At 27.1% G+C, this 16,504-nt stretch carries 12 protein-coding genes; 3 read left to right on the top strand and 9 right to left on the bottom strand.

The annotated features are described in order from the left end of the window. Positions 1-107 precede the first annotated feature (107 nt). The 9 genes from ARA56_RS00400 to ARA56_RS00360 all read right to left on the bottom strand — a co-directional run bounded on the left by ARA56_RS00400 (position 108) and on the right by ARA56_RS00360 (position 15,265). Positions 108-878 carry an EFR1 family ferrodoxin gene (locus ARA56_RS00400; protein WP_055262795.1) on the bottom strand — a complete coding sequence of 257 codons (771 nt, stop codon included), beginning with the start codon at positions 876-878 and terminating at the stop codon, positions 108-110. Between the two features lie 181 nt (positions 879-1,059). Continuing rightward, positions 1,060-1,368, bottom strand: coding sequence for a nucleoside triphosphate pyrophosphohydrolase (locus ARA56_RS00395; RefSeq protein ID WP_055262793.1), 309 nt, complete (start codon positions 1,366-1,368; stop codon positions 1,060-1,062). Between the two features lie 26 nt (positions 1,369-1,394). Continuing rightward, complete coding sequence (locus tag ARA56_RS00390) at positions 1,395-1,853, bottom strand: hypothetical protein (RefSeq protein WP_055262791.1); 459 nt, start codon at positions 1,851-1,853, stop codon at positions 1,395-1,397. Positions 1,854-1,885: 32 nt separating this feature from the next. Further along, positions 1,886-4,366 (bottom strand): DEAD/DEAH box helicase family protein, encoded by a 2,481-nt coding sequence (locus ARA56_RS00385; protein WP_084758916.1) that lies wholly within the window; start codon positions 4,364-4,366, stop codon positions 1,886-1,888. A gap of 276 nt (positions 4,367-4,642) precedes the next feature. Next, entirely contained in the window at positions 4,643-7,348 is a 2,706-nt protein-coding gene (locus tag ARA56_RS00380) for an AAA domain-containing protein (protein WP_055262789.1), read from the bottom strand. 467 nt (positions 7,349-7,815) lie between these two features. Continuing rightward, positions 7,816-9,930 (bottom strand): Z1 domain-containing protein, encoded by a 2,115-nt coding sequence (locus ARA56_RS00375; protein WP_055262788.1) that lies wholly within the window; start codon positions 9,928-9,930, stop codon positions 7,816-7,818. Between the two features lie 15 nt (positions 9,931-9,945). Beyond that, on the bottom strand, positions 9,946-11,727 hold the full coding sequence (locus tag ARA56_RS00370) for a hypothetical protein (RefSeq protein WP_055262786.1): 1,782 nt from the start codon (positions 11,725-11,727) through the stop codon (positions 9,946-9,948). Positions 11,728-12,213: 486 nt separating this feature from the next. After that, a complete protein-coding gene (locus tag ARA56_RS00365) occupies positions 12,214-13,971 on the bottom strand; it encodes a UvrD-helicase domain-containing protein (RefSeq protein WP_055262784.1) in 1,758 nt (585 codons plus the stop codon). A 463-nt stretch (positions 13,972-14,434) separates the two neighbouring features. Further along, a complete protein-coding gene (locus ARA56_RS00360; protein WP_055262782.1) occupies positions 14,435-15,265 on the bottom strand; it encodes an SDR family oxidoreductase in 831 nt (276 codons plus the stop codon). A gap of 331 nt (positions 15,266-15,596) precedes the next feature. Here ARA56_RS00360 and ARA56_RS00355 point away from each other — a divergent pair, with 331 nt between their 5' ends. The 3 genes from ARA56_RS00355 (at position 15,597) to ARA56_RS00345 (ending at position 16,434) form a co-directional block, all read left to right on the top strand. Continuing rightward, positions 15,597-15,788, top strand: a complete 192-nt coding sequence (locus ARA56_RS00355) for a YvrJ family protein (protein WP_055262780.1) — start codon at positions 15,597-15,599, stop codon at positions 15,786-15,788. 87 nt (positions 15,789-15,875) lie between these two features. Further along, positions 15,876-16,100 carry a DUF1659 domain-containing protein gene (locus ARA56_RS00350; protein WP_055262778.1) on the top strand — a complete coding sequence of 75 codons (225 nt, stop codon included), beginning with the start codon at positions 15,876-15,878 and terminating at the stop codon, positions 16,098-16,100. A 118-nt stretch (positions 16,101-16,218) separates the two neighbouring features. Next, on the top strand, positions 16,219-16,434 hold the full coding sequence (locus ARA56_RS00345; RefSeq protein ID WP_055262776.1) for a DUF2922 domain-containing protein: 216 nt from the start codon (positions 16,219-16,221) through the stop codon (positions 16,432-16,434). Positions 16,435-16,504: the final 70 nt, after the last annotated feature.

Below are 16,504 nucleotides of genomic sequence, written 5' to 3'. Positions count from 1 at the left end.
ATAATTCCATTATAATATTTTACTAAAAAAGTAGCCAAGATTTAGACTTCTCCAATCTCCTGGCTACTTTTATTATCTATACATCATAGTATTCCTCCGCTAAATATTTATATTTCTTTCATTTTTAATTTATATTGTTTAATCTCTTTACCTTTATAAAGAATAGCATTCATAGGACATATATTCAGACACCTAGCGCATGTTATACACTTATCTCCAAAAACAATCTTTCCATCTTTAATAAATATATTATTTTCAGGACAATTTCTAACACAAGTTCCACATTTATTACATTTAATAGATGTAGAAAAATTTTTAGCCACCTTATTACTTTTCTTCCCGAAAAAGTAACTAACATCTTTACACATATTTTCAAGAAGAAAATTAGCTTTTTCTAACTGCATTTTTCCATTGTTAATATCTATTGCAAATTTTCTTGCTATTTCTTCCCCAGTTTCACAACTAGATATTAATGGTTCTTTATAAGATTTATCAAATGGAGGTAAAAAATAATTATTTGACATTTTTATAGTTTTTGTTGCTTTAACATTAATATTTTTAGATTTTAAAATATTAATCATCTTTTTAAATCCGCTATTAAGATCTGCTGCTCCATTTATAAATATAGCAGCATCAGTTGGCTTATCGCATTCACTTAGATTATCCTGTATCCAATTCAAAAAGAATAATGGAATATACTCATAATGTTTTGGAGATCCAAATATAAAAAAGTCAAAATCATTATAATTTTTAAACCATCCTTCTTCAAACTTTCTTATTTCAACTATATTATGCTTACTTTCTAAAGTAGACTTCATTACCTTTGCTAAATCTGCAGTATTTCCTGTTGCACTAAAATAAAAAATTCCTATTTTCATTTTTATTCCTCAAATCAACATTTTCTTATATTATTATTCCTTATTTAAAAAGATTATACCAATAACATAGATTCTATTACATTTACTGTAATATCAATTATTTACACCTTCCCTTAGATCTACTGCTTCTAATACCTCAAATGAGGTACAGTTACTTTCTGTTCACTGTACCTCATTTTTATTAATACACTTTTTTTAATACTATTCCTTCTTTAAAGCCGCCACGTGCTTTAAGCTTTTCATTTCTTTTGTTAAGTAAATCCTCTTCTGAATAACCTAAATTATGAGCAAGTCCAAATAATACTTCCATAACATCTGCAAGCTCTTCTAAATTCTTATCCTTAAGATACTCATTAACCTCTTCCATAAGCTTGGCTTCAAGAAGCTCTGTTTTTTCTTCATCCTTAGCTATTTCTATTTCACATGCCTTACCATCAGTTTTAATTACTTCTGGTATAAGATCTCTAACTAATTTATTATATTTCTTCATTTATTGCCCTACTTTCATTTAAATAATTAAAACACATAATTATTTAAATTTTTAGTTATATCAATAGGTGTAGCATCCGATTTTACTCTTGAATCAACACAACTTCTTCCAATAAAATGAGGGTACATATCATAATCTATCTCATCATTTTTCTTTCTTTTTGATATATTGCTAAAATGAGCTACTAACTCATTCCTAGTAAATACTAATGATTTCTCTAGATTATCGCTACATATTACCACAAAATAATCATTATCCTCTGAATTCTCTAATTCCTCTTTACTAAACGAAACCCATAAACAATGTTTATTTTCTTCATTCTCAGTATAATCTTTACTTGTTTTAATTTTAATATTAATTTTACCACTGTTAGTCATAAAAGTTATATTATTTGCTTTCATTTCTACATCATTAATTTTATCTAAATTAGAGTTTATAAAATTAGATAATACCTTTAATGTGATTTGTCTTCTTGTTAACTTCAAAGTTATCTCTCCTTTATCTTTCATAAATATAGTTATTTATTTAAAAACCTATTTTTATAATAAGTCTCTACTCTTAAATCTATAGCATCCTTCATATGCTTTTTAAAAGCTTCATTATCAATAAACTTCTTTAAGTCATCTTGTAATGCTATTACACTACCATCTGTAACTTTAAAGAAATCTCCATGAGTTTTTAGTAAGAACTTAACTGGATTATTTTTAGCTAAAGTAATGTACTTTTTCTTATCCCAGTTCATAAAGTCACTTGTATTCTTATCCTTCAGCATATCAACCTTATTAGAGCCTTTTCTATAGAACTCATAAAAGCTTCTATAAATATCCTCTTCTGTAATTTGCATTTTTATATTGCCGTCATTATAAAATGCTAGTAATATAGGCATCTTATAAGTTTTACTCATACTTGTAGTTTCTATCATATTGATGAATTCTCTAGCTCTAGTGTTGTATATTTCTTCTTCCTCTAAAGTTAATGTATCATTCTCTTTAATATACTCTAGATAATTTGAAAATGGATTCATAGCTTTAGACTTAATGTTTTGATAAACAGCATCGTCCATATAAGTAAATAGTTCTACTCTAGATGGTCTGTACCCTAGCATATCTTTTACTATTTCAAACTGTTCTTTTATCTTATCTTTAATCTTCATTTCTCTTTCAGCTTGCTTTTTGAATATGTCTATCAGTCTGAAATCAAAATCTACTACACACTCTTCAGGATAATCATAATCTCCTTGATTATTTCTTTTTGCTTCAGTAGATGAATAATCTTTTCCACTTAATAAGAATGGTGCTAAGTTAGCTTTTTTATAATTTCCTATAAAATCTAATACATTTAAGTATTGCTTGTCTTTAGCTTTTCTTAATCCTCTACCAAGCTGCTGTAGAAATATTGTTGGTGATTGAGTTGGTCTTAAGAACATTACCATATCTATTGCAGGTACGTCTAAACCTTCATTAAACATATCTACAGAGAAAATAACCTTTAATTCACCAGAAGTTAACTTTGCTAATGCTATATTTCTTTCTTCTGAATATTCTCCAGCTTCACCACTATAAACTGCTGCTGATGGAATGTTATTTTCATTAAACATCTTAGCCATATATTCTGCATGATGTCTTGATGAACAGAAGCCCATAGCTCTCTTTGAGTTATATTTAAGGTAATGATTTAATATAAGCTCTCCTCTTTTATTAAGCATTAAAGCTTCTTCTAATTGTTTATCATCATATTTACCATTCTTAAAATCTATATCTTCATAATTAACTGTTTCATCATAGATACCATAATATCTAAAAGGAACTAGCCATCCCTTATTTATAGCATCCTTTAATCTTACTTCATAAACCATGTTATAATCACAAAGTGCAAATACATCCTTAGAATCTAATCTTTCAGGAGTTGCAGTAAGTCCTAATAAGAACTTTGGAGTGAAGTAATTAATTATCTTATTGTAATTGTTAGATACTGCATGATGGAATTCATCCACAACTATGTAGTCAAAGTAATCCTTAGGAAAATATTCAGGATTTAAATACTCATCTTTACCTAAAGTTTGAACTAATGAAAATATAAATGAATTCTTTGTATCCTTCTGCTCTCCATAAAAGAATCCAATATCATCAGAATTTCTAACATTCTTAAAGCTCTGAGCTGCCTGCTTTATTATCTCTTCTCTGTGAGCTACAAATAAAACTCTATTGTAATTTGCAGAATCAAAAGCAGCAAGATATGTCTTACCAATACCAGTAGCAGCTACTACTAACCCCTTATCAAAGCCTTCTTCCCTAGACTTTTCTAAAGAATATAAGGCTTCTATCTGAGCTCCCCTTGGTTCAAATATATTTATGACCTTTTCTAGCTCTTCCTCCTTGTGTTCCTTTTCCATATCCTTATAAACATTAGGTCTTGTCCAAGCTTTTGAATAATCCTTTAAAACTTCATCAGTTATAATTAATGAATGATTATTAAATAAATCATCAAAGGTATCATAGAAAACCTTAAAATCATTTGGAGCATTAGACTTTAAAAATCTATAATTCCACTCTATAGATGAAGTTAAAGCACCTCTTGAAATATTTGAAGAACCTATATAAATCTCACTCTCTACTGGATTATGAAACATGTATGACTTTGGATGAAAAGACTTGTTAGGATTGTTATAAAACCTTAAATCAACTTTATCCTTAAGCTCTGACTTTAAAAGATATAAAGCTTGTGGTTGAGTTATCTTAAGATAATTACCTGTAAGAATTCTTATATTAACTCCTCTGTCTAATGCTTCCTTAAGATCCTGAAGTAAAAGCTTTACCCCTGATTCCATAAGGAATGAAACTATTATATCTATTGAAGTTGCTGTTTTGAAGCTTTGTTTTAGTTTTGGATAAAGGTAGTCTTTATCTCCAGTTGATGTATTTAAATTTCCGCTATTATAGTCTATTGATTTTTCATAAACTTTATCTATAGTACTTAACTCTTTTATATTTTCTATCATTTAATCACCTGAATTTCTTCATAATTCATTATAAATTTCACATTATGTACATATGCATAGTTAATATTCGCCTTAATAATTGTCTTATTCTTCAAACTCTTTAAAGTCATCCATTTCTGTGCTCCTACTACTTATTAATCTAGTAAATGTATATTTAATAATTAGAAATTTCTTTTAATAATATCATTTTATCATAGGTTTGATTTATGCTCTATACTTATGAAGAAAAGCTACAGATTTGTCTGTAGCTTATACCCCGTTACTATAGTTATATATCTATATTACTTTTCTTAACTTATCCTCTAATGATTTCTTCTCTCCACTGCCAGTAGTACTAAATCTTATTATAGGTACATTATACTTTTCTAGTATTTTATCTTTCCGCTTATCACGCTCTAATTGTTTTTTATTTTGAGCATGATACTTATATCCATCTACTTCTACTACTAAAACTGGCTTTTTATCTAATTTGCTATATATTAAAAAGTCTGTATGTGTCCAAGGATTTAATACAAACTTCCTTTCTTCAGCAGTAAGTTTTTCTGTATTTCTTATTATCATTCTTAATGGAACATGTATTGCAGCTGAAAGATTTGCAAATTCACTTTTAGATAATACCTCTTCTATTAACGCATACATAAGATTTTCTGAATCAAAATTTGAAACTTTCTTAGAATTCTTTATTGTCTCAACAAGCTTTTCTCCATAGGACTTATATAGTAAATCAAAAATAGATGAAACTTCACTTTCTACAACTTCTAAATTGTTATATTGTATATATTTTATTAAATCACCAATGTTACTATCGACATTCTCAAAATCAGAAGTTACAACTATTAACTTCTTCACTGCTCTTGAAATAGCAACATTAATCAAGTTTGAGTTATCTACAAAGTCATTAATTTCATTAGAAACAGTGCTTAATATAACTACATCTTTCTCTCTTCCTTGGAATTTATGTACAGTATCAGCTTCAACAGTATCACCAATAATTCTTGAAAGTTCATCAGTTTGCTTTCTATACGGCAATATTACTGCAATTGACTTTTCATCTTTTAATTTAGGTAAAACTTCATCTTTGATAACATCTATCTGTCTTATATTAATAGTTCCTCTAGCATGATTGCCTTCCTTAGTTTTATATAATACTAATGGACTATCCCCTTCTTTTTCTTCTGTTAATATAATAAGTTCATCATTATAAAATTCTTTATTACAGAAGTTTATTATTTTAGGATGACATCTATAATGTTCCTTAAGCAATGTCTTCTTAATACCATTATTCAATCCTGTAATTGATGATAATAAATTATTATTTGAAAAATCATAAGCATCCTTCAATTTATATGTATCGAAAATCTTTTTGCTTATCTTTTTATCTTCTTCACTTATAACATTGGGCAACTGCATTAAATCTCCAACTACAACTACATTTTTAGCACATGACAAAGCCAATGCTCCAGTTAATATATCTACTTGTGATGCTTCATCTACTATTAAATAATCAATTAATAAATTGTCTGGGATACAGTTTCTTAAAGAATGTGTTGTACTTAATATTACAGGATATTCATTTATAACTTTATCAAATCTCTTCCACAAATCTTCTTCTGTAAATACCTGTCTACTTGAATTCTTACTATAGTTTTTACTTAGTTTATCTTTAAATATTTTAAGTGCATTATTTGAATATTCCTTAAGCTCATTATCGAAGTTAAATATTCTCAATTCTCTTTCTATTTTCTCTATATCATTATTTATTTCATTTTCTTTATTTTTATAGTATAGATAATATAAGTAATCTAAAACTTCATCAATTGGATTACTATAAAACTTAAAGTTATAAATCCCATATTTAAATAGATTTTTAACTCTAATCTTTATTGGAACTTTCTCTAACCCTTTACCATATAGCTCTAATTCAATTAATAGCTTCATAATGCTATCAGCTTTAAGTTGTGATATAGTATTATACTTAAGATTTGCAACATCCTCAGATAAATATTCCTTTTCAAAGTGCTTCTTTTCAAGCTTAAGCTCTGATAGTTCATTCTTAATATTTGCCAGCTTATTTTTCTTACTTAGCATATTGCTAATTTCATCTTTTGATTTATTAATTCTTTCTATAATGCTTTGTTTCTCAGAAGGTTCTAACTTCCATCTAGTCATATCAACATATGTACCGCTCTGGTTATTTATAAAGTTCTCTTTATTTTCTCTTCTACCTAAAGTAGCTGCAATAAAACCTAAGTTATATTTACTAAGCTTCTCATAAACATTTTCTGTAGCAGAATTATTATTAGAAACTACAGCAACAGTTTTATCATTCATTATGGCATTAGCGATTATATTTAAAATAGTTTGAGTTTTCCCTGTACCTGGTGGTCCTTCTATAACACTAACCTTATTGGCAAAAGCCTTTTCTGTAGCTTCTCTTTGACTTAGGTTAAATCCAAAAGGAAATATTATATTCTTTATTGATCTATGTTCTTCTAAGTGCTCTGGATTTAAATAAAATGCTAATGCACTCTTAGGACTTATATATGTAACTTTGTCATATTGTTTACCTAAAAAAGTTTTTGAACCATCAAGCATTAATCCCATTGATTTTGATAAATCTTTAAGATATTGAAAGCAATTATTTGCCTTAGGGTTCTTAAGACATGACTCTTCTATAGTTATGTCATTTCTTTTATAAAGTTCATTGTATCCATTTGTATGTATAACTCTTATATAATCACCAAAAGAAATAACCTTTTTAACAGTTACCAAAGGCTTATCCTTTACATACACAACCTTATTGTCTATATTTATATCTTTTGCATCTCTAATCCATACGACATTATTATAGTTGTAACTAAAGATAGCTCCACTTGAAAAAGTGACATCATATTTCTTTGTGAAACTATTATACTTGCAATACTCCACTTTATCTGTTTTATCTTCACCTTTTATAAAAATTAAGTTTTTCTCTATATTCAAATTATTTCTCCTAAACTCTCTTTAAATTAAACACCATTTTAGATTATACCATATTAATCCAGATGATATACTAAATCATCTTTACATAAAGAAAAAAGACTAAATATTTATAATTTAAACATTTAGTCTCTTGCTCCTTGCAAAATAACTGGTAAATTTATATTAAAAAGTATCACACAGTAATTTTAATATGAACATCGTTATTATAATTAAGATTTAAAGCCTCTAATAATATTCCCTTATCTTTTCAGCCATTAACTTTCTTCTAAGTTCTAAGAAAACTCATTATAGTTATTTATATCCATATCAAATACTTCTAAAGGAATACAGTTCTCTTTCAAATTTTGATGTAAATCCTCTATATTTTGAATTCCACCAAATTTAACTTCACCTGCATTACATTGTTCTTTTTAACAATACCACTAAACATTTTTCTTGAAATACCCCATTTTTAATATAATTTAAATTTACTTTATTAATTCAGAGGTATAAACAGCTGTATCAACATCTTCTTGTATAACCAACACTGGCCAATAGAATTCAGCACCTCTCCATCCAAGATTTTCTGATCCCACTTGTTTCATTAACATTAAAGTTGGTTCTTTTGATGCCATTGCCTTGGCTTTTCTTAAATCATTATCTCTATTATAAGGCATATCCGAATAATATCTTGAAGTTTTTCTTAATCTCGATATCTTTCTATCTGTGCCTACATATACATTCACATACACTTTACTTAAATAATTTATTAATGAAGTAAAAGCTTTTTCATCAATGCAATTATCACTTTCTATTTCTATAGTACTATAAATCTCTTTTACTATTTTGCAAGCATCTTCTTTGCTAATTTTAAACGTACCAGCTAATTGCCCATTATTATTGTCCATAAGAATATTGTCTATAGCCTCAATATTCTTTTTAATATAAGATTTATATCCAGTTTGAAATCCCACAGGTGTTGCAGTCTTTCCTGGTCTTAATACATGAGTATTACTTATTAATATTTTTTGTGGCGAACATGGTATTACTCTTCCTTTTTCATCTTTACTAATAAATATAACACCTTTATCTAAGTTTCCTTGTTCGAAATCTTCTCTTAGCTTAGTATCAAAGTCATTAATCTTTGACATTCTGCTATAAATATCATTTGTTGTGTAAAATCTTGTTACTGCAAGATCCTCCTTACTTCTATAACCATACATTCTTGAATGTTGCAACACTGTATCCTGTTGCATCTTCTGTGGAGCTCTTCCGTAATAAAATCCAATTAGATTTTCTATAGTAACTCCTCTATCTAAAATTTGCCCACCAATAAATATATTCAAAGGAGTTCTTAATCTTAATTGTCCATCATCATCAAGTAATGCATTAATATCATTTTCAGAGTTAACTACAACCTTTGTAACCCACTGCTTATTAATCGCTAGTTTAACATATGTGTTTACTTCTTCTAGTGATGGAACATCAAATCCGTAATTTTCAACTGATTTAGCAATATCATTATAACTTTCTTCTATGAACTTCTCTAATAATTGGCTATCATTTTTAACCTCTTCTTCTAACTTTTCAATTAGTATACTTATTAAATTTTCTTGTCTTGTATGAGATGCCTTCGATATTTCAGTATGTATTATAAAGCTAAATTTATTTTTCTTACCACTAGGCTTTCCCCCATTTTGTATTATTCTTATACAGCCACCAACTATAAAATTCATAATAGAAGTCCTTAAGCCTTCAGCTTTATCACTTGTCAAAATCTCTTCATCTTTAAATTTTCTTCTATCACTACTTTTTATTATCTGAAGTTCTTTATCAGATATAGCATGGAATAAGTACTCTCCTAATGGATGCTTTTCTCTATCAAAGTAATATTCCCCACCTATATAACCATCACCATGTGGTACTAATACAGTATCCGCAGGCTTAATAGCTCTTATTTCTTTATCATTTCCTAAATCAATAGTTTCAGGTTGAAGATATAGAGAATATGGTGTTGCTGTAACTTGAATAAATTTACATGTTAATTGAAGCCTTAATTCATTAATCTGAGAAGCTATTCTTCTTAAATCAAATGCTTCTGAATCCTTATTCCTATCGTATCCTACACTACAGAAATCAGCCTCATCATCAATAATTAAACATCTTTTATTTTCATGAAGTCCATATTGTTCTATAAACTCCATTAATTTAGGAATATTATTCTTTTCCTTTTTAACAACTATAATCATCTTCTTATCAAGTTCAAATTGTGACATACTTGGCGGCATACACATTATATCAAAAATCTCTATAATATCTTCATCTTTAAATTCTCTAAATTCATCTTTCATTCTTGCTGTAGTCTGCTTTGCAAGTGCATTTGAGTTCTTTGTCAATACAACTGCTAAATCATAGCCATTATCAAACGCTAAAGATATTACACCTATAAATGATCTTGTTTTACCACTTTGTATTTTCCCAAGCATCATAAGTGGCTTGTCCCCTATTTCTTCAAGCTTTTCAACGGCTTGTACTACGCAATTATATGTTTTATCATTGTAATCTTCACTTTTTACACTGAAAAATTCACCATTTAATATCATTATTAAACTCCTTAACTACTTTAACTTTTTTAAATTCTCTAAATCATATTTCCATTTCTTAACTGCATTTTTTTTATTCTTATGAAATGATATTAACCATTCAATATGATTAATAACTCGCTTTTTTCCAAGTTTAGGAATTGCCTCTTCATTAAGAATTTTCCATCTAATAACATCTGATTTTGCAGTTGAATATCCTAACTTACCTAACTCTGACTGAACATTAAGCTCAACTTCTTTATCAATATTAGAATTTAAATTCTTGTTTATTTCTAAATCATTAATTAGGAACTTAGTATTAGGTAGTTTATATAAAAATTCAGTATTACTATAATACTTTTTACAAATATCACAATAATAAATTTTCGATTTTAAATACTTTTGCTTATTATATTTATCTCTTCCTACTATATAACCTGAACTTTTATACATATCTTTTTTATGTATTGGACACATTCCATTTAATATATTTTTCGATTTATAAATATCATTTTCCTTATTTATAACTCTTTCCCAAAGTAAATAGGATAACTGTTCATTGAATTCGTGAGGTAAGATTGTTATTTTCTCATTATTGTTTAAATACTCAGCTGATATGCTATCTAATAACTTTCCTTCTGTAACATTATCTTCATTCTCTATTAAATTTGAAAGGATATTTTCTATATTTATTTTTTCTAATATTTTTCTAATTTCAGAGTTCTTTTCTAAAACTAGTGTTTTACAATTAAGCAACGCTGATAATAATAACAATTTAGCGCTATCTACCTCTGAGTAATTTACTTCTAAACTCCTAATGTTATCATTTATATATTTTTGTGCTTCTACGAATTTTTTAGAAAAACATAACTCTTCTAGATGTGAAACAAAATCATCATCAGCATTATTTTCTTCACTATTATTTATCAAATCATCCATTATCGGTTTAATTATAATATCTTTCAACTTATAATCAATAAGATTCATCTCTTTATAATATAAATTTAATAGTGGAATTTTATTTTTAATTTTTTCATTATCGTATCTTATCTTATTATATAATTCATACCACAAGTAATCGTATTTTCTTTCCTTAATTATTATCCTAAATTGTTTCAAGTCATATAATAATGCAGTATCTTTTTTAAATACAAAAGACATATAAAGTAAATCTACAAGTATTCTTTCATTTTGTGGTAATTCTCTTAATATCTCCTCTTTTACTAGTGTATCAATCCAAAGTGCTGCATCTGATTCATTCAAAAATATTAAATAATATTTAATAAGCTCTATCGCAAAACAGCTATCACTTTCTTTATTTGATAGTTTTAATACACTACTCTCAATCTGTTTTTTGCTATTAGATAATATTTCAGTAATAATATTATCTTCATCATTAATATATAAATATGTAAATATATCACGTAATAAAGTAGTATCAGGTGCTACTGATTTTGGATTGTTTAACTCACTATTAATAACTTCTCCAATAACATTAATTATTTCTTTGTTTTTTAATGTTTTTTCTACTTTTATATAATCTCTTATCTCTTCCAATGTAACACTTTTTTCATTATTACCTTGTAACTCCTTTAATCTTTCAACTACTATTTCATTAATTTTCTCCTTATTGTATATTTGCCTATACTCTTCAAACTCTATTTTAATTCTATTATTTTCTTTTATTAATTCATTGTTCTTATCAGTCAATTTCTCAATTTGTAATTTTAAATTTTCTATATATTTATCAATATTATTTTTAAGCTTACTATAGATTTCATCAGTTTCTTTAAATAATACCTTTAATTCATTATCCATATTATCACCCTCAGTTTTAATAACTATTACCCGCTTTTAATACTTCTGTACTACTTAGTTTACTTTAAACATTTTCCCTAAATAATCTATAATGATTTCATCTATGTAACCCACTAACTTTTATTTATAAGTTTATCATTGTTCTATCTATACAAATAAACTGGGTACTACAATTTTTAAATAACCAGTTTTATATTGTATATTTTCCTATTATATCAAAATACTACAATTTTATATATTTATTTCTGGTAATTTTAAATATTTTTTATATTTGTGTATAAATATTTATGGCACTAAATTTTAAAATACAAATGATAAATAGAATATCCTCTTAATTATTACTCTTATGCTTTTATTATATTTTCTTAAGACTAATTACTCAAAAATATATAAATAAGAATACTTATTTAACTTAACAAATACTCTTTTTTATATTATTTAATAACATAAAAATAAACACTTGCTTCCAAGTGTCTATTTATTTTCTTACATTAACTTTTTCAACTCCCCAACAATCTTTTGACTCTCTCCAACCCTACTTTGTATATATAATTTCTCTGAAGCTCTTGTGATTCCAACATAAACTGTCTTTCTTTTTAGCTGCTCCCCAACATCGTCACCATTATATATACTATCCATATTAGTTAGGAAAACAACTTTAGCCTCTAACCCCTTAGATGAATGATATGTTGTAAGTATAATGTCATTATTAAAGTCTTCTGAATCAATATCTTTAACGTATTCCATTTGATATTTTATAGGATTTGAAATATTGTTTTTTATATTTCTACAACTTTTTTCGCTATCAGCTAATATCAAAATATCTTTATTTTCATAGCCTTTATTTTTTAATTCTACTATCTTATCTGCAATACAATTATAATTGCCTATTAAAAATTCAACGCTTCCATCATTAATTGAATATAGCTCATCATCATTTGAATCGTCTTTATAAAATTTATCAACCTCAGCTTTTAAAGTCTTATTTTGACTTAAAAAGTTTAATGCTAATGTCATATGCTGCTTTGCACTCCTGTATGAAGTCTTTAATAGTTTAGATCTACCTCTCATATCAATTCCAATACTACTCCAGCTTATATCATTCTTATTGTATATACTTTGTAATCTATCTCCTGCTAAGAATAGATTTTTTACTATTTTATGGTTCTTATCTTCATATTCTTTACATAGCTTTAATGCTAATTCTATCCACGAGATATAGAAATCCTGATATTCATCTATTAATACTGCATCATACATAGGCTTAGCTTTTAAAGTAGCTCTTTCTACAACAGTTTCTCTAAACCAAGTATTTTTGTCTATATTTGCTGGTTTTCTTATTCTACCTGTTAAAATAGATATTTCCCCATGGAAATGCCTAACTTCTATATTGTCAATATTAATATCTCTATTGTTTATATCATTTTCAAAATTTTCTGCCATCTTATCTAATTTGCTTTTTAACTTATAACTTAATGATTTATTATATGTTAAAATAAGTATTTTCCAATTTGGGTTTTCCTTAATTAAATGTACCGCTCTGGCTAACAATATTACTGTTTTCCCACTTCCAGGTATTCCAGTAACCATATAATGTCCGTATGGTATTTTCCTTGCAAACTCTTCTTGATCATAATCTAATGCTTTTATATCTACAACTTCTAATTCATCATTTTCACAATTTACAATTTCTAATTCAGGAAATAGAGCAACTCTAATCTTTTTTAAATCTTCACTAGAAAATCCTTTACATTTATCATTAAAAATCTTATCTGTTGTTAATTTGCTTATATCATTTTTAAATAAATATTTTACATCATCTCTAAATAAATCTCTGTATTTTTCATTTGTTCTTATACTTTCTGGTAAATTAGTTAATATAACCGCTGTACTAATTTCACTTTCATCAATGTCAAAATCTCTTGAGAACATACCACTACATAAAATAGTCCTATAACCCTTAACCTGAATATTAGGATTATCACATTGACCGTCTAATAGCGTTACTTTTCTCTTATTGACTTCTTTAATATAATCTTCTGACCAATCTTTTACTTCTAATATTGATACTCCATTTTTAGAGTCAATAACTATAAAATCAGGTCGTTTACTTGAAAGGATAGCTTGTACATAAATAACAACCTCATACTCTGTTTCTGAGTACATTCTCTTAAGTGCATCTAATACCTTCTCTTCTCCCTTAGTTAACTCAACGCTTTTACTATTTGATATAAATACTCCCATATATATCCTAAAAAACTTGTTACCGTAATAAAGCTTATTTTTTTAATTGTAGAAATATACCTTTTATTGTTATTTATTTTGCATATTTAAAGGATTCAATGATACAGTTGATAAAGTCAATAATATGATTAAATGTTTGAATTAGCACTAAAAAACACTAGGTGAGATTGAACTGCTGCCTATCAAGTAGACATAATAAATAATATAAATTATGCTACTAAGTTGTAGCTTATATATTTAATTCTTATTATTTTAATCTTAATAAAATTAAAACTATGTACTTATTATTTTTTTAATAAATACATAGTTTATTTCATTACTAATTTATTTAATTTCTACATGTTAGTTTTAGTTTTTTTATATTCTTATAATTTTTAATTACAATACAATCTTAGTACTTAGCAGCTATTGTAACTATGTTTTTTATCTTATTCACCACATTATCTTTACTTAACTTCTTTCTCTATTCTTCTGGCTTTAATGGTCCATAGAAGTATGATGCAGTAGCTCCTCCATCAATTAGGAAATCAGCCCCTGTTATAAATGCTCCTTTAGGGTTCATTAATAATTCTGCTACATTTGCAACTTCATCTGCAGTGCCTGGACGTCCTGCTGGGCATTTAGCAAACATATTTTTGTAAAAATCGCCTCTTGGCCCATTGAATTCATCAATAGCTAATGGTGTTACAATAATTCCTGGAGAGATTGAATTAATACGTGCACCTCTTTTTCCCCATTTTACTGATTCAGCCATTACACGCTTTTGATTACAGCGTTTAGCCATCTGATAAGCATGTAGTGTATCTTTGATATTTTCTTTTTGAAGCACTTCTAAATCAAGTAGTCTTTCAGTTGGAGTTGTAGCAAGCTGTTCATCAACTTCAGCGCTTAAAGCTGGCATTCTATGTCCTGACTGACTAGAAATAGTAACACCGACTCCACCTTTCTTAATAACTTTTCCTACTTCTTCTAATAATACAGTAGTTCCATATAAATCTATTTTTAAAATATCTTCTATTGATGCCTGGCTCGGTGAAACCCCTGCACCATTAACTAACATAGAAATTTCTCCGTATTTTTGCGCTTCTCTAATTAAATCTAAAATTGACTCCCTAGAAGATAAATCCATCTCAAATGCTACTGTATCAAACCCTGTATCATTCACAATCTTTGATATCGTATTTGCATTCTGGGGATTTTTATCTCCAATAATTATTTTCATTCCATAACCAATTCTTCTTGCTATTGCCATACTAATTTGACCTGCACCAGTCATAATCATTACATCTTTCATAAATTTTCTCCTTCAATTGTTTTAATATCTACTTTAAAATAATTTTACTTCTTTGAGTTAACTCAAAGTCAATATATTTTTATGATCGTTTTCATAAAATATTTCAACTCATATATTTACTTTTTATTAAATATTAAATTTACAGTTACTTATGTTCTCATCTTTGAAAAGCCAAAAGTTAAGTGTATTTTTATTATACTTATCATCATTTACGAGTATTTTATTTTAAAGTATAACTTATTATTACTACTAAGTCTATAAAACTTTCTATCTCCTTCATATTTAATAAGTAGACATACTTCTAAACTCTAAATCTAAAGGAGGTTTATTTATGGAGATTAATGAATTACTAAACTTAATTGCTAATGTTGGCTTTCCTGTTGCCATTAGTGCTTATCTATTAGTAAGGCTTGAAAAGCAAATAATGAACTTAACTTACTCTATTAACAAGCTAAATACTATAGTTTCAACTAAACTTGGCATTGTAATAGATAATGATGAAATAACAAAAAAAATTTCTTAAAAATCTTTAAAAAGCTTAATAAAAACAGTAAAACTTTTATATTACATCATATTTATTAAGTGAAGAAACAAAAAGGGGGAATGCTAAATGGCAGCCAATAAAGAATTACAAAAAGTATCATTAGCTTTTAAGCTTGAAAATGGAACTGACGACGAAGGAAACACAGTTTATAAGACTAAATCTTTTGCTAACGTAAAAGGAAATGTTTCTGCTGAAGCTATCTTTGATGTTGCAGAAGGTATTAAGACAGTTCTTAAAAATGACGCTGTAGCTTACTACTTAAATGAAACGTCACTAATACAAAGTAACTAATTTTCAAACAACTGGAGCTTATGGGCTTATAAATGAAATACCGATTTACATAGGTTCATAGTTATAAGCTCTACTAACAAAATTAAAATTTTAAGTATCGCTTAGGGGGGAACAAATTATGGAATATACTTTATCAATGACTTTTTTAACTGAAACAGATGATAAGTACACTTTATCAATATCAGGTGTTAGACAAAATCTTAACTCTCAGGAAGTATCTGACTTAATGGATATCATCTTAGAAAATGATATTTTTATAAGTAAAAAAGGAGCTATAGCTTCCAAGTATGCAGCTAAGGTAACTGAAAGACAAATCACTAAATTTACCGTTTAACTTTTTTAAAAAGGTCCATCTAATCATTATGGTTAGGTGGGCCTTTTTCTATTCTCTCTAAAAAAGACAG

The sequence above is a fragment of the Clostridium disporicum genome (assembly GCF_001405015.1).
GTDB classification, from domain to species: domain Bacteria; phylum Bacillota; class Clostridia; order Clostridiales; family Clostridiaceae; genus Clostridium; species Clostridium disporicum_B.
This window is presented reverse-complemented; position numbering and strand designations above follow the sequence as displayed.